This is a genomic window from Microbulbifer variabilis (assembly GCF_023716485.1).
Classification (GTDB): domain Bacteria; phylum Pseudomonadota; class Gammaproteobacteria; order Pseudomonadales; family Cellvibrionaceae; genus Microbulbifer; species Microbulbifer variabilis_B.
On record NZ_CP092418.1, the window covers coordinates 2,986,814 to 3,003,119 of the forward strand.

General features: G+C 46.1%; 14 protein-coding genes. 5 read left to right on the forward strand and 9 right to left on the reverse strand.

The features are described 5' to 3' along the window. Positions 1-22 precede the first annotated feature (22 nt). The 3 genes from MJO52_RS13365 to MJO52_RS13375 form a co-directional block, all read right to left on the reverse strand. Entirely contained in the window at positions 23-1,411 is a 1,389-nt protein-coding gene (locus MJO52_RS13365; RefSeq protein WP_252082152.1) for an MFS transporter, read from the reverse strand. 117 nt (positions 1,412-1,528) lie between these two features. After that, complete coding sequence (locus MJO52_RS13370; RefSeq protein WP_252082153.1) at positions 1,529-2,917, reverse strand: MFS transporter; 1,389 nt, start codon at positions 2,915-2,917, stop codon at positions 1,529-1,531. A gap of 88 nt (positions 2,918-3,005) precedes the next feature. Further along, positions 3,006-4,388, reverse strand: coding sequence for an MFS transporter (locus MJO52_RS13375; protein WP_252082154.1), 1,383 nt, complete (start codon positions 4,386-4,388; stop codon positions 3,006-3,008). A 250-nt stretch (positions 4,389-4,638) separates the two neighbouring features. Here MJO52_RS13375 and MJO52_RS13380 point away from each other — a divergent pair, with 250 nt between their 5' ends. Further along, entirely contained in the window at positions 4,639-5,151 is a 513-nt protein-coding gene (locus tag MJO52_RS13380) for a DUF4174 domain-containing protein (RefSeq protein WP_252082155.1), read from the forward strand. A gap of 229 nt (positions 5,152-5,380) precedes the next feature. Here the strand turns inward: MJO52_RS13380 and MJO52_RS13385 are convergent, their stop codons facing one another. Continuing rightward, positions 5,381-6,619 carry an alkylhydroperoxidase-related (seleno)protein gene (locus MJO52_RS13385; protein ID WP_252082156.1) on the reverse strand — a complete coding sequence of 413 codons (1,239 nt, stop codon included), beginning with the start codon at positions 6,617-6,619 and terminating at the stop codon, positions 5,381-5,383. A gap of 244 nt (positions 6,620-6,863) precedes the next feature. On the opposite strand from MJO52_RS13385, the gene MJO52_RS13390 reads away from it, so the two are divergent. Both MJO52_RS13390 and MJO52_RS13395 read left to right on the forward strand, forming a co-directional pair. Further along, the gene (locus MJO52_RS13390; protein ID WP_252082157.1) at positions 6,864-7,505 is read left to right on the forward strand and encodes an NAD-dependent epimerase/dehydratase family protein; all 642 of its coding nucleotides are present in this window, start codon (positions 6,864-6,866) and stop codon (positions 7,503-7,505) included. A 263-nt stretch (positions 7,506-7,768) separates the two neighbouring features. After that, entirely contained in the window at positions 7,769-8,353 is a 585-nt protein-coding gene (locus MJO52_RS13395; protein ID WP_252082158.1) for an exopolysaccharide biosynthesis protein, read from the forward strand. Positions 8,354-8,385: 32 nt separating this feature from the next. Here MJO52_RS13395 and MJO52_RS13400 read toward each other — a convergent pair whose 3' ends face one another. From MJO52_RS13400 to MJO52_RS13410, 3 genes are all read right to left on the reverse strand, one after another. Further along, on the reverse strand, positions 8,386-8,985 hold the full coding sequence (locus MJO52_RS13400; RefSeq protein WP_252082159.1) for a CPBP family intramembrane glutamic endopeptidase: 600 nt from the start codon (positions 8,983-8,985) through the stop codon (positions 8,386-8,388). A 94-nt stretch (positions 8,986-9,079) separates the two neighbouring features. Beyond that, positions 9,080-9,601: a GDYXXLXY domain-containing protein gene (locus tag MJO52_RS13405; RefSeq protein WP_252082160.1), complete on the reverse strand. Its 522-nt coding sequence runs from the start codon at positions 9,599-9,601 to the stop codon at positions 9,080-9,082. Then, the gene (locus MJO52_RS13410; protein ID WP_252082161.1) at positions 9,598-10,914 is read right to left on the reverse strand and encodes a DUF2157 domain-containing protein; all 1,317 of its coding nucleotides are present in this window, start codon (positions 10,912-10,914) and stop codon (positions 9,598-9,600) included. Before MJO52_RS13410 ends, MJO52_RS13405 begins: the two co-directional genes overlap by 4 nt. Positions 10,915-11,160: 246 nt before the next feature. Between MJO52_RS13410 and ahpC the strand changes: the two genes are divergently transcribed. After that, positions 11,161-11,727: an alkyl hydroperoxide reductase subunit C gene (gene ahpC / locus MJO52_RS13415; RefSeq protein WP_252082162.1), complete on the forward strand. Its 567-nt coding sequence runs from the start codon at positions 11,161-11,163 to the stop codon at positions 11,725-11,727. Between the two features lie 173 nt (positions 11,728-11,900). On the opposite strand, the gene MJO52_RS13420 is transcribed toward ahpC, so the two are convergent. Next, positions 11,901-12,938 (reverse strand): Gfo/Idh/MocA family protein, encoded by a 1,038-nt coding sequence (locus MJO52_RS13420; RefSeq protein ID WP_252082163.1) that lies wholly within the window; start codon positions 12,936-12,938, stop codon positions 11,901-11,903. Positions 12,939-13,294: 356 nt separating this feature from the next. Between MJO52_RS13420 and MJO52_RS13425 the strand changes: the two genes are divergently transcribed. Beyond that, the gene (locus MJO52_RS13425; protein WP_252082164.1) at positions 13,295-13,978 is read left to right on the forward strand and encodes a glutathione S-transferase; all 684 of its coding nucleotides are present in this window, start codon (positions 13,295-13,297) and stop codon (positions 13,976-13,978) included. Between the two features lie 311 nt (positions 13,979-14,289). Here the strand turns inward: MJO52_RS13425 and MJO52_RS13430 are convergent, their stop codons facing one another. Then, a complete protein-coding gene (locus tag MJO52_RS13430; protein WP_252082165.1) occupies positions 14,290-15,864 on the reverse strand; it encodes an ATP-binding cassette domain-containing protein in 1,575 nt (524 codons plus the stop codon). Between the last annotated feature and the right edge of the window lie 442 nt (positions 15,865-16,306).

Sequence of the window (16,306 nt, forward strand, 5' to 3'; positions counted from 1 at the left end):
ATAGATATTCTCAAAAGGAATACTAACCAGATACCTCTTTCTTCTGGCTAGCACCAACAAAAAATAGACAAGCAACCAACCCTGCAAGTGCAAGATAAGCATTAACCGTAAACGCCCGGTCAATACCTGAAGAGATATCTGGTGATAAAGCCACAATAGTCGCATTCATCCCAAGACCAATGGCACCTCCAGCAATTTTAAACATATATATTACGGCTCCGGCCAAACTGGCTCGACTTGGTGATACAGCAGTGATTGCAGCAGTGGTAACTGCAGGGTTAAAGAGGCCAATGCCTGTACCCAACATCATCATACCCGGCAAAAGGCTAATGAATCCGGTATTGTCGCTTAGATGAGACAACATAAACATTCCTACGCACATACAGAGTGTGCCTGCCCCAGCCAACCACCTTGGCCCAATCAGCTCATAAAAACGCCCTGATATATAAGCAAAGATTCCCGAAACAACCATCAATGGAATCAATGACATACCAGATTGCATCGCACTATACCCCTGTGTTTTTGTCAAAAACTGCGGAATATAAAGTAAGGCTGAAAAATATAAAACAGCGACTAACAGGGTAACAACACTTACTGAAAGAAATTTTTTATTGCCGATAACATCACCTGGAACCAATGCAGTACGCCCTATGCGACATTCAATAACGGAAAATAAACATATAAAAACTAAAAATATCGTCAACAAAACAATAACCAATGGATGCTTGAAGCCAATCTGCCCAGAAATATCCAACGCAAACAATAGTCCAAATAGTGAAATAGAAAGTGTTGCTACACCTGGATAATCAATTTTCTCTTCTGTCTGCTCTGGTGGTGTAAACGGAACTACTTTCCAGCAGACAAATAGTGCGATTGATGCTATAGGGATATTGATTAAAAAAATCCACCGCCAGCTTAAAAGGTCCGCCAGTATTCCTCCCAGTACTGGGCCTACGGCATTAGCAAAAGCGCAAACTGCCATAATCAGCCCGCCAGCCTGGCCAGAGCGGTCATCGGGCATCAAGTTATAGGTCATCCCCAGAATTGATGGCCACATCAACGCTGCCCCAACTGCCATCAAAGCTCGGGAAATCAACAGCATATTAGCATTAACTGCCAATCCGCCTAAAATGGAGAAAAATATAAAAATCAGGGTACCGCAAAAAAATACACCTCTTCTACCGTAGAGATCAGCAAGCCGGCCACCAGTAATGATCAGCACCCCAAAGACCAGCGCATAGCCATTAATAATCCACTGGGAAGTGGTAATGTCTACATTAAATTCACTTTCAATAGCAGGTAATGCAGGAGCAAAAGCCGTAAAGTCATTTGCCACAAGGAACACAGCCACTGACAAGGCCGCGAGCCCTAAATATTGCTCCTTTCCTAGAGTAGAATTTAGCGCGGGCATTAATTGAAACCTCCTGCGCACTAGATCTCAAATCGAACTCAACACATTATCAAACCATGCTCCTGAGCACATTTACAAACCCAACACAGGATCTTTTAAAACGATTAAGTTTCATTATTACTGCCGTCTCGAGAAGGCTTTTGGTAACTGCCCGGGAAGAAAGAAAACAGCAATCACAAACGCACTAAGAGCAAAATAAGCATTTACCGTATAGGCCCAACCAATACCACTCACCACATCTGGCGCAAAACCTACAATAGCCGCATTGATTCCCAAGCCCAAGGCACCTCCTGCAATCTTGAACATATAAAGAATCGCACTCGCCAAGCTTGAGCGCGCAGAATCTACAACTGATATCGCAGCGGTAGTCACTGCCGGATTGAACAAGCCAATACCAATCCCCAAAATAATCAATCCGGGTATAAGCTCAAGATATTCTGTTTCTTTGTTCAGATAAGATAGTGAAAATATTCCAGCGCCTTTGCAGACAAGTCCCCCACATATCAACAATTTAGCCCCCAGCTGTTTATGCAGAACACCCGATAGATAGGAGGTCAGTGCAAAGGTTGCCATAATGGGGATCATTCCCACACCAGACTGAACTGCCGTAAACCCCCGATATTCAATTAAAAACTGGGGCAAAAACAAAATAACGGCAAAAAACATCACTGCCGATAAAAGAGTAACCAAACTTACCAGGGAAAATGTTTTATTAGAGACAATATCAGCAGGAATTAATGCAATCTCTTGATTGCGCTTTTCCACAATAATAAACAAGCAGATGAACACTAAGAATAGCATTATCAGATAGATCACCAATAGATCCCTGAAACCAATTTCGGCAGCCAAATTCAAAGAAATCAAAAGGCTGAACAGAGAAATGCTCAACGTCAAAACTCCCAGGTAGTCTATCTTCTCTCGTGAAATTTTGGGAACATCATCTGGAACTGACTTCCAGCAAAAACAAATTATGGTAATCGCAAGAGGAATATTTATAAAAAAAATCCACCTCCAACTTAAATATTCAGCCAACACCCCTCCAGCCACAGGCCCAACAATATTTGCCACCCCCAATACTGCCATCAAGCCCCCACCAACCTGCCCAGCATACTCTTTGGGAACCAGGCTATAGGTCATACCTATAATAGAGGGCCACATTAACGCTGCACCTATCCCCATCAGACAGCGGACTACCAGTAACATGGCCATATCAATAGCGAGGCCACCAATTAATGAACAGAGAGCAAAAATGGCCGTTCCCACCATAAATGCACGTTTTCTGCCATAGATATCCGCTATGCGACCGCCAGTGACCACCAAAATACCAAAGACAAGTACATAACCATTAATCACCCATTGCGAAGTGGTGATATCAAATCCAAACTCACGCTGTATAGCTGGCAATGCAGGGGAGAAGGCGCTCATATCAATCGCGATCATAAATAAGGCCAGAGCGGCAGCAAATAAGCCATAAACCTGCCCTCTGGAAATCTGTAGCTGACTCACCCCTATAAATCCCTCAGCAATTCTGCAATCCATTCGGATAGATTCGCAGCTTCCTTCACTTTCATCACATGGTCTTGCACTTCAGTGACTACCCGCCTTCCCGCTCTGGAATTCTAGGAGCGCTCATAAACATGAAAGCAACAACAAAGCCCACAAAAGCAAAACAAGCGTTTACCTCAAATGCCAAGCTAATACCCGATGTGATATCTGGAGAGAAACCCAATATGGCCGCATTTACACCAAGCCCTACCGCTCCACCGGTAATTTTGAGCATATAAATAATAGCACTTGCTAAACTAGCGCGGTTGGGATTTACAACCGCAATAACCATTGTGGTTGTCGAGGGGTTAAACAGCCCCAGGCCAGCGCCTAATATAATCAGCCCTAAGATGTAGTTATACCCTTCTCCCAGCCTGGACAAGTAAAACATCCCCAGGCTCATGCCCAAAATTCCAACACATACCAATATTTTCCCTCCGGTACGCAAATATAATTTACCTGCAATAAAGGACATCATGCCAAAAGCGACCATCATGGGTACCAGGGACAAGCCGGACTGAATAGTAGAGAAACCCCGCACATTGGTTAAGTATTGTGGCAAATACAAGATCACGGAAAAAAAAGTTACGGAGGTAAAAAGGGTAACAGCTCCTGCGGCAAAGAATCGCTTATTCTTAATGATATCCTGAGGTATCAGGGCGAAATCTCGCTCTTTTGTTTCAATCAGTACAAAAGCAACCGTAAACAGAAGAAAGGAGGTTAATAACCCCACTACCAAGGGATTCATAAAGCCATTTTCAGAAGCGAAATTTAAGGCCAAGAGAAAACTTAACAAAGAACCCGTAAGGGTCAAAACCCCCAAATAGTCAATTTTTTCGTTTGGGTCATAAGGTATATCTATCGGGATATATTTCCAGCACATATAGACCGCCGCAGTAGCGATGGGCAAGTTGAAAAAGAATAGCCAGCGCCAACTCAGTAGATCTGCCAACACTCCCCCCACTACTGGCCCCAAAGTATTGGCAAGACCGCAGATGGCCATAATTAATCCGCCGGTTTCCCCTGCGCGTTCTTCTGGCATAAGGTTGTAAGCCATCCCCAGAATTGATGGCCACATTAAGGCGGCCCCAATACCCATTGCAGCCCTGGCAGCCAACAGCATTGGAACATTTACAGCTAGCCCTCCGAGTAGGGAAAAGATAAGGAATATACACGCACCAATGATGAAGGTACGGCGCCGCCCAATAATGTCGGCAATACGGCCACCGGTAACAACCATTACCCCAAAAACCAGCCCATAGCCATTAATTACCCACTGTGAAGTGGTAATATTCATATTCATCTCCCTTTCTATGGCGGGAATCGCCGGGGAGAATGCACTGATATCAATGGCAATGATAAATAGGGCAACATAAATGGCTAATAGGCCTAAACGGTTTGACTGCTGGGTAGGCTCCTGCATATGTGCCATAAATGGTACCAGCTTCAGAAACTCCAATTTGATTGTTAGGCCAGGGGAGTTCGACCACACCATGCAATACGCTAATCTATCGCAGATTCGATTTTTTATCCTAAAACCTGATTACAAAAACCGGTAAGCTTGAAAGGGTCACCCAAAACCGTTTCTTTTGGAGTGCCACAAAGGGTACTACTTAAGCTTAGTTGAGTTTACTCAGCTAAACTCCAATGTATTTAGCAATCTAAATAGCAGAGTTGTGATAATGCGTACACTATTTTTCTTGCTATTACTTATTCAATCCTTACAGCTTGCCGCTGAAGAAACAGCTATAAGTAACCTCAAAGATTTTCAATGGAAAAATCGTATTTTACTGCTAGCAAACCCACCAAAGCCCCCTGAAACCCTAGAGTCACTGCTCAAGCTGGGGCCACAATTTGCTGAGAGGCAACTTCTCTGGTTTTTATTTTCAGGTGACAAAATTGAAACGAATTATGCAGGAAAAATTACCGGGGATTTTGGTAAAAATATTCGCGATGAATATTTCAAGGGAAATAGTGAGCAAGTTGTGCTAATTGGCAAGGATGGCAGAGAAAAATATCGTACAGTTACCTTTTCCCCTGTAGAAATTTTTCAGCGCATAGACCGTATGCCTATGCGCAAGCAGGAGATGCAGGGCAGCCATCAGCCCAGTGAAGTACTTTTGGGTAAATGTACTGTATCTGTTGGTTCATTAAATATTGTACCAAGATTGACCAGAAAGTTTTGCCAGGAATGACTACACCCAATTTCTCCGTCGTGCACCTTGCTCTATATTTACTGCTTCAAACCTTGAGAGGACCTTTGAAGCCACTATAGAAACGGGCCCATCAAGATCCACACTATACCGATAACGATTATAACGGTAGACGCTTCATCCTCATTGGCATATGGGCTTTTCTAGCCCACCATAGGCATTTTATCAATTGAATCTGGCTCACTATTCCAAAGGGAGAGTAGCTTGCTACTTAAGCCCTATCCCTGGCTCTTTTCCCCACCATTTTAAACAAAATCGGGCGAACCTTGGCAAACAGCCACCCCAATGCCTTACCCCCGGCCGTCGTCTCACTTGCCTGGGCATATGTATCCAGCGCCAGTTGACTTTGTACCTGCTGACTTAACAGATCCACTTCTTGATCTAGCTCTATTCCTGTGGCGCTGGCAATACGATTCATACGCTGGAAACTGCCTATTAGCGCGGCCGTATCCACCAGTGCAGAATCACCATGCTCCTTGGATAACTTCTCCCTGGCGAGGACAAGTTGCTGATTATCATCCCCCATAGCAGCGTCCACAAAGCCAATAAGCTCCGCATACTCCCCGGAAATTCCCCCATTACCAGGTCCATTATTTTCACTAGCTGCCGCTCTTTCCGAAGAGAGCAAGTCGGTGATATTTTGCTGCTTACCCTGCACCTCTCCGCTTACTTGTAACAACATTGCGTGAGACGCCGAACAATAGAAGCACTCATTATTCATCGACACCCTGGTAGCGACTAACTCAATTTCTATACGAGATAGTGCACGATCGTGACTCTCACCTACCTGCATGACTTCAGAGGGTAAAAAGTAATAACGATTCTCCATATAGCGCTGACAACGCACCGCCTCTGGTACCAAACTCAAAGCTCTAAGCACATTAGTGGGCTTGGGGACATCCCTATATAAATCTTGCTCCTCCTCTGCACACTGGCTCTTGCCGATCATTGGCACCCAGGCTGCGCCCTCTTCCAAGCCTCCGGGAATATATTGCGATGGCGATTCATTCACTAAAGTTTGAATTTCTGGCAATGCCTCCAAAGGTAAACCCAGTGCCCGATGGAAGGTATCCACATTCATGACAAATACAACTACAGCGACCAACTCCACATACTGTCCCTTGGAGATTTCTGAGGGTATTAGTCTTTTAAACCACTCGTCACTTAAACGGGAGGAGTCTGTCACTATACGGTGAACTGTATCGACAATAACTTCGGAAAGTTCCGAATTAGATTCATGCCGCCCCTCCACCTGATAAGGTGAAAGCGCTTTCTTCCGCTCTCGGCAAAATGCACATTCATGTGCTGCACGCACCTCTCTGGCAATGGCAAGGTGCTGCTGGGCAGACCACCAATTACCGGTCTCCCCAATAAACTGCCAGGCTTTTAAATTTGCCTCACGTAGACCTTCACGAATAGGCAACTTCTGTTTCGAGTAATCAAATAGCATTGTTCAATCCGACTCCCTAAAAGGGTTGATACCTTCACTAACAATTACGAAGGAGATTAATATGTAATAAGCAAACATTTCTACATTTATTTTTGGAATTATTTTTTTAAATAAATCGCCCATTTATTTAAAAAAATAGTCGGAAAATTTACAGCGGGGAAAGGGACCAATACACTTGACAACACCACCCCTAAATAGTGGATCATCAGCTAATTGGCAAATGTATGAATCGGAAATTTTTATAATGAAGGCAATTATTATCGGTGCAACGGGACTGATTGGTAGTGAACTGGTTGAACTGTTGGCAAAGGAATCCGCTATCGATGAGATAATCACTCTTACCCGCCGAAATGCCCCTATTCGCCACCCCAAGGTACGCAATGAAATTGTGGACTTTGAACATCTGACGGACTATGCAGACTTATTCCGTGGTGACTTGCTTTTTTCCTGCCTTGGCACTACCAAAAAACAAGCAGGCAGCCTGGAGCAACAACATAAGGTGGATGTGGAGTATCAATACCAGGCGGCAAAGCTTGCTGCGGATAATGGGGTGTCGCATTACCTGCTGGTATCCTCTAGCGGTGCCAATACCAAAAGTGGCAATGCCTACTTGCAAATGAAGGGGGAACTTGAACAGGAAATTTTATCTTTGTCCTTTGCCCGAACCAGTATCTTTCGCCCTTCCCTACTTTTAGGTGAGCGGGGCGATTCCCGTCCAGCAGAGAAAATTGGCGCCATATTATTACCCTGGATCTGCCGACTCCCCGGACTACAGCGTTTTCGCCCAATTGAGGGGGCTCAGGTAGCGGCAAAGATGGTGAGAGAGAGTCTTAAAGAGGGCAAAGGCCAAGAAACCTTCACTCTGGATGAATTGTTTTCCAACTAGCGCCTTTTTGGGCTGGCGCTTGAGGCTTTGGCGGCACAGACTATCTCTATAGGATTCCCTTTGCGGTGAACGCCATGCTGTTGTTTGTGCACTATTTATCTAGGCTGCTCCTGTCTTTAGCCCCCTCCCTGCTGCTTATCTACGTAGCCTATCACCGGCATAAGCGCCAGTATGGAAGATCCCAGATGGAAGATCCCGGATGGAAGATCCCGACTCACCGTTCTTGTCCGATCAATCAGTAATGGGCATTGAAGCCTAAGCCTATGCCCCAGGAATTTACCGGCCTATGCCAGCTGCTGGAACACATAGAAGCCAGCTGCCGGCATACTGAACGGGTCTCCCTAGAGTTGGTAATAGATGCCGTAGGGCTCGGTTCTTATGCGCCCTTTCTGCTGGTGGTGGGATTGATTCTATTTTCTCCCCTAAGCGGCGTGCCCGGCATATCTACCTCCATGGCAGCATTACTCCTACTAGTGGCCATTCAGCTGCTACTGGGGCGCAAACATGTGTGGCTGCCCCAGTGGCTATTAAACCGTTCGATTTCCAAGAAGAAGCTCACCCGAGCATTGCACTGGTTGAGGCGACCGGCAGAGTTTGCCGATCACTGGATGCAGCCACGCCTGCATTTTCTGGTAAAGCGCAGTGGTACCTATGCTATTGCCACTACTTGCTCACTTATCGCCCTGACAATGCCGCTGATGGAACTGGTGCCCTTTTCGGCCACTACAGCCGGCTTCGCCCTCACTATTTTTGGGCTGGCCTTGGTGGCTCACGATGGCTTGCTAGCGCTGATCGGCTTTACCATGACCGCCCTACTAACCCTACTACTAGCGCATACCCTGCTGTAAGGCTGACACACTCAACCACTGAAATGCGCTTGTTACTTGGCCAGCCACCGATCCGCACCCAGTACTTTCGGGTAATAGGCAAGTGTGGCCAGGGCAAAAAAATCGTAGAGGGCATGCCAGACAACCACCCCCAATAGGCTGCCGCTGGCTTGGTAGACAAAACCAAGGATTAGGCCAAATGCGAAAATTAGCAGCACATAGATCAGCGAAGCCCAGTGAAGAAGGGCAAAAACGAAAGAAGCTCCGAGTAACCCCAGCAGCGGGGAGCTCAGTTGCGACAGCCAGGTTTGCAGAAAGCCACGAAATAACAACTCCTCACAAACACCTGCGGCGAGAGACAACAGTACCACCTGGGCCAACGGCATTTTGCAGAAAATTGGCGCCAGCTGGGCACAGTACCAACGCAGAGTACGCCCCACGCGATGATGAGCGCGGGTCAATGCCACAACCACAGCAAAGCTAAACAGTGCGCCCAAGACTCCCCAGGCAATAGAACTCCACGGGTCGCCTCTTGCTGGTGATAGCGTCACATCGGAAAACCAAAGTCCGATCACTGCCAACAACAGGCAAGCCCCCTGCACCCACATCATGGTGCTGAAGATATTTATCTGGCGCTTTTTTTCCTGTGACATAGATTCTGACTCCATTCATTAGAGCTGTTTTTTTCCCTCGACTCTTGGCCCAATACAGCCTCGCGTTACAACTCCAGAGCTTAAAGTGAGTGACTCAGCCACCCCCTATTACACTCTTGAGGCTCACCTGACCACTGGGCGCTACCATAAGCTCGGCAATCCCACCATCGCGTAATTCCCGCTCCAACTGCAGGGCCTTTTCTTTGGGGGCAAAGTAGGCCTCTATACCGTACTTGATGCGGTAAAATTGCTCTGTACTCCAGGGATTAGCACCGGCAATCCGCCCCTTAATAAATATCCCCTCGATCGGTTTTTCCAGGCTCGCCGCAGAAAATTCATAAAGTCCTGAGGGGGATTTTTTCAAGGAGACATACACCACCTCCCCCTCTCGTATAGGGCGCTCTCCCGTTAAGGCTGACTTGGCAATACGGGAAAAGTCGTAATTCAAGCGCGCATAGTTGCCGCGAAACAGGGAGCGGGGGTCTACCGGTATCGTTTTTACCCGGATTGGCTCTCCAGTCCAAAGCGGCACCTGTGCCTTTACATACATGCCTACCAGAATCAAAAACTGTGCAGCTATCGCCATACCCAAGGCAAAAGTCAGTCCCTTTTTCATTGTGCTCCCTCCCTGCCCTGGTGGTACTTCCAGTACTTGGCGGCGCCCAATAACAGGCCCGCAAATAAAATAAAGATCAGCGAAGCCCCCAGGTAATCACCGATCAGATCGATATAACGCAGCAATGCAGTGATCAGTATCGACATCACCCCAAGGAAGAAATAATGGGAAATACCATCGTGAATACCCCGGTAAATTAACCAGCTACCACAGCCAATAAGGGCGAAATTGGTAGCCACTTGCAAATACATCGCCAAGTCTTGGTTATCACTGCTGCTGACAGTGATGAGGGCACCAATAAAGAACACATAGAGCAAACCACTCGATATCAAACGCCTGGCCGGCAGTGCCAACAGCAGAGTAACAGTGGCCATCACGGCCACCACCAGCCACATAGACAACCGGTGTTGCCAATCGGCCTCGATCAACGCCTCCCAAGGCTGTTCGAAGCTGAATACCAACAGGCTGGCCAGGGCAAAACGCAGACACCACACCGAGATCACCGCAGCGTAGTCCTTGGCCACCGGCGAAGCCCTCAGCGCCAGCCAATGACTAAAGGTATACAGCAGAATAAAAAGGGAGACCGCCACCGCCAGATTCTCTGAATAAAATTCCAGCCCTGCGCCCAGCTGCTCGCCACGCCAGAATTCCGATAGCGAGAATTCGATCCAGAAGCCGATGCTCACCACAAGCAGCAGCATAAGAATGGTGCTCGCTCGCCCGCGTAAAAGTACATAGAGAGATTGCGCTATAAAGAGCGGGAAGAGCGCCGGGTAATAGCCCATGCTCACCTGTAAAAAGAACCACAGCAGTGCCAGCACATTAGCCTGAATGGCCAGCCAAGGGCTGCGGGTAATCAAGGCAAATGGCAGACAGCCCAGTGCCCACCAGAAGATTCCATCGGGCATATGCTCACCCAGATGGTAGATTTGTGCGATCAGAATTATCGCGGCACCAAAAAAGAAGTTCCCCAGCAGAAAGAGCCCTTCGCCGGCACGGCGGTCCCCTGTGCAATAAGCTCGCAAGGCAACCCACTGAGTGACCAGCGTGAGCGCAATCAAACCGCCCATACGCAACGCGCGGGGGATTTCTTCCCAGTTGGCGCCAATCAGGGTGATCAGTGCAAGCGCGATAAATAGATAAGCGAGCCCCACTAACACGTTGTAACCCAGTGAGCGCTGCCGGGCACTGCGATAATCCACCTGGTAGCGGGCACAGATTAACTCTGCCTGTGCCTCGCTGATCACCCCGTCATCCACCCAATCCTCGGCTTCACGCGCCAAGTCATATTTCAATAAGCGTATCAATCGCATACCACTGTCCTGCGGCCAAATATCCATTGCGGCGCTGTTCAGCGCCCGCTGTAAGTCTTTGGAGTATCTCTGATGTCGTCTCCATCCACAATCTAACAACCAAGCCGGTCAAGCCCCAGGGCAGCAAGATAGCGACAAGCTATCTGACACATTTAAATTGTTAATTTTTATCAAAATTAAACCACCAATAGTATTAAGCCCAGAGAAATTACTGACACAACGCGGTATTCACTTAAGGAGTTACCCATGTCCCGTTACATCGAATCCGAACTTAAACCCTTCAACGCCAAAGCCTACCAAAATGGCGAGTTTCACGACGTCAGCGATGCCGATGTCAAAGGCAAGTGGGCGGTATTCTTCTTTTACCCCGCCGACTTCACCTTTGTTTGCCCCACCGAGCTGGGCGATCTGGCCGACAACTATGAAGAGTTCAAGAAGTTGGGAGTGGAGATTTACTCCGTATCCACCGATACCCACTTCACCCATAAAGCGTGGCACGATTCCTCTGAAACCATCGGTAAGATCCAGTACCCGATGATTGGTGATCCCACCGGCACTATCACCCGCAACTTCAGCGTAATGATTGAGGAAGAAGGTATCGCAGACCGCGGCACCTTTGTAATTGACCCGGAAGGCCGTATTCAGATCGTTGAGATCACTGCAGGTGGTATTGGCCGCGACGCCAACGAACTGCTACGTAAAATCAAGGCCGCCCAGTACGTGGCCGAACACCCCGGTGAGGTATGCCCGGCCAAGTGGAAGGAAGGCGAGGAAACCTTAGCCCCGTCTCTCGACCTGGTAGGTAAGATTTAAGTTTTCCCAAGCCCTCACAGGATTGGAACTGGCTTTGCCCACTCTTTGGTGGGCATTGTCATTTATAAATTCTGACAAACTGATCCGAACAAATTCAATAGAGTAAGCATTACCACTGATTTCTTTTCAGAAAAAGCTCACCTGATCATCACAAATTTGAGTGCAGTAAGAATCTAGTTCTCCCTACTTTTGATGATACGATCGCACTCGGATAATAACTGAATAGCCAATAATGATTCATCCATAGGAGCTTGAGGGCATTCAGTGCGTCCTGCAGAAATACAGCGTTGTACCGCTGCAGCCTCATAAATGAGCCCCTCTGAACTTGGAAAGTTAAATTCCCCCTGAATACTAGGGAGATGGAAAACCTGTGTTTCAACAACATTTTTTGGATTACGGCGGCTTCCACCGTACTTAATTAATGAAAGACATGTTGGACTATGCGCGGGGGCTTGCACTCTAATCCGACCTTTCGACCCATATATATCCATCTCCTCCGCACCTTCATATAAAATGCTCCAGGTTGCTATTGCTGTTGATGACCCTTCAAAATGGATATGCATTGCGCCTGCGGCCACTTGCCCAAAACCATAGCCATCAATTACTCCAGCACAGTCAGCTTCTTTAATATTACTTCCACCAAATATTAAAGCTTGATGAATAGGGTAAACCCCAGCATCGAAGCTGCCTCCTGTTTTCCAGGTTGGCGAATTTAATCCTTCATCACGCTTTAGGTCAAAACTTAAATCTGCTCTAACTTGCTGGACCTCTCCGATATCACCACTTTCAACTATTTTTCGTGAGTATTCAATTGCTGGAAAGAAACGCATCCACATAGCCTCACTACAAAACAGGCCTTTTTCCCTGGACAGAACTTTTATTTTAACGATATCTTCTACAGAAAGAGCGACTGGCTTTTCAATAAAGACATGTTTTCCTGCATTTAGAGCCAAAATGGCATGTTCAGCATGAGACTCTGTTGTGGTTGCGATATAGACTATATCTACAAGAGGGTCACTCACCAAGTTTGCATAATTCCCATAATATCTTTTAGCCCCATGCAATATTGCAAATGCCTGCGCACGGCCAATATCCCTTGCCGCAACTGCATAGACTTGGGCTGACTCAAGAAAATTCAGCACCAAGGCAAAGTCGTTTGCAATTTTCCCACAACCAATAAAACCCCACCTATACACCCGCTCACTTTCCATAGGTAGATTATCCATAGGCGATACAACCATACCCGACGCGGATGTATATAGGCTCACTGGGTTTATCTCCAATAAAATTGTTAAACACCAGTGTAATGAAAAAGAGGGATGTACCGCCAAACAAACGTGGCAGAGCTCAAAGGTTGAAGCAATCCAAGACTGCGACCAATTAGTCACCGAGTTAAAATGACAGTTTTTAATGACCCTTGGCTGACTTTTAAATAACACCTTTTAGGAGATCTTAATTCTTATAAGGGTAGGTAGTAGCTATAGCAATATTTCATTAATCGAGATATTCAACCAACACAATATACTTACCTCCAGTACTACACCTTAATTAAATTAATCAAACCATCATGTACCAGCTATTTATTGCCAATAAAAACTACTCTTCATGGTCTTTAAGAGTTTGGCTCTTAATGAAGGAGATGTGTATACCGTTCGAGGAAAAAATGATCACTTTTGAGGGTGGGGATAGTTGGAAAAAATTTTCCAGTTTCTCACCTAGCGGAAAACTACCTTGCCTGAAAGATAACAATCTCTTAATCTGGGATTCTCTTTCAATTACAGAGTATCTAGCCGAAAAAATCTCTCTCATCTGGCCAATGAATAGGTCTGCCAGAGCTTGGGCGCGCAGTATTTCAGCAGAAATGCACTCAGACTTTGAATTCTTCAATAGCAAATCGCTAAGCTGCGCGACAGAAGTTAACACCCCAGTAATACCAGATAATCTTAGTAAAGCGGTCACCCGAATTGATGATCTGGTGCAGGAAGGACTTGGAAATTTTGGTGGCCCTTTCCTTGCCGGCGAAAAGTTTACCGCCGCAGATGCATTCTACTCTCCAACAATCATTAAAATAAATAACTACAATTTATCAGTTAGCACAGAGACAAACCAATATTTCAACAAGATATTGGCTTTACCAAATTTAAAGGAATGGATAGGTCAGGCCATACAGGAACCATGGAAAGTTTCAGAATATGAAGAAATGGAAAAGGATATTGGGAGGATAATAAGAGACAAGAGAGGACAAGGATAAACTATAGATATCCCACTTCCAGCTAAACCCAATTTAAACTAAGGCTTCATAGGGTTGAACAACAGATGTGTTGTAGATCTTACAGAGAGCTAACCAGGCTAAGCCCCCTGTACCCCCCGAAAGATTAGCCAATCCAAGACTTGGAATTATGGTGAAAACCCACCCCAAAGCCTCTCGATAATAGCAAATGTCCAGAGATTATTGATAAAAAATACAAAGTAACCTAGCTATTATCATGATCAACTATATAGATTGCCACCTGTGACACACTACCTACAAACACCCCTTACCTACCAAACGATAAAGATTCTTCAATCCAAATTGAGCTGACTATCTACACCTATAGCATTAATAAAACTCAGATCATGTGAGACCAATAAGACAGCACCAGAAAAATCCATAATGGCATTTACTAATAGCTGGCGGGAATCCAGATCCAAGTGATTATCTGGCTCGTCTAGCAGTATCAAGTCTGTGGCAATGGTGCCCCGTGTAACGGCAAGTAATGCCACTTTTAGTTGCTCCCCTCCACTTAGGAGCCTGAGAGGCAGCAGCGGCGTATCTCCCCTTAGCCGCAAACTACCTAGCATGGTACGCCATTCAGATTCTTTTCTACCGGGGTGAAGATAGAAAAGATTCTCTAAGGCGGATAACTCTTTATTGAGAAAACTGAAGCCCTGGTCTAAATAACACAAACTTCCACGAGTTTGGCAGACGCCACTTAGAGCTTTTAGCTGACCAGCTATGACCTTTAGCAGAGTGGATTTTCCACTACCATTGCCACCCGCTATCCTCCAACGTTCCCCCTTGCGGACTGTTAAAGATATAGGCTTATCATGAGAACCATATGGGAGCTGCAAATTTTCAAGATGTAATTGTATTGACTTGCGAGAATCACACTTAGTGAGGGATAGCTTTTGCGGTCTTAGTCTCTGTGACTCAATTACTGTTATTTTACTTATTTCCTCTCTTTTTTTCTCTAACTGTAACTGGCGCTGCTCTAACTTTCGCTTTAATTTTCCAAGACCTTTCCCTGCGCGATCTTTTTGTGAGTCCATAAGACTCTTACTTTGAGAGTTCCGCTTGCCTTTTCCCTGCCGTTGTCTAGTAGCGAAATTATGCAGACTTTTCTGCCTGACATTATTTAGTTGGTTGAACTCTTTTCGATTATCCTCTGCCCTTTGGAGCAGGGCTGCTTGCTCTGATTCTTTTTGTTGCATATACGCACTGTATGCGCCGCCATAGGTTTTCAATCCTCGCTGATAAATCTCTATTATTTGTCGGACATTTTCCAGCAGCTCTACATCATGACTGGCGACCAGTGCCCCTCCTGCATGATTTAAGATTTTCTCTTGCAGCCACTCCCGCCCACTCTGATCAAGATGATTGCTAGGCTCATCTAGCAGTAAGTAGTCACTTGAGAGAGAAAATGCATAGGCAAGGCTTAACTTGGCTCTCTGACCACCACTCAATCGTTCTATCGGCGTATCCAATGGCGCATTGATTTTTGCTTCCTCTAGCTGGCGCTGCCAAGTAAGAGGCAGATGCCAATAGTCCGCAACGGATATCAGGTCATCCTCTGATGCATGCCCTTGCTCTACCCGTAAAAAAACTTCATACAAATGGCCATCTGCAAGACAATCGACGATCCGCAAATCAAGTCGGGGATTAAGCTGTTTCACCAGATGATGGCGTCTTCTCCAAGAGACCTTACCACCAGTAACGGAAGCTTGACCGTGAAGAACACTTAGTAGTGTGGATTTCCCGCTGCCATTAGGTGCAACTAATCCAGTGATTCCAATAGGTAATTCCAAGCTTACTTTATGGAAAATCGGGGTGTCCCCAAATATCAGGGAGATGTTTTCAAGAGTACAAATAGCTGTCATATGCCCTCCGATCATAGGACCGTGCGGCGTATTTCTGCTATCAGCCAAGATAGGTGTTTGAGGAAGATACGCCACCTGCAAAGGATTGATTAGGTCCGCAGCGATAGAGTGCGAACTTAGTTCCAGTTATGCGCAGGGCTTAATTCATCGGCGTAAATGACTCCGGACAAGATATTAGATTAGTATTTCCCAAGGCGTGGGCATCTATTAAAGGCGCTTAGCGTAATTAATATGCCAATATATTTCAAGCACTATTTGCAAACCAATCAACTTAGATGATACCTACTATCCTAGCGGTTAGAGTAACCTAACATGCTTCTCCATCGAGACTTGGTACTGAACACTGCGCCACCAATCCGACCATCTAGTAGCTTTCTAAGTCTCAACTTGTAGGAAGGGGGTACCTTAACAACCCGCCAGTATTTTCGTTCAAACCACTCTC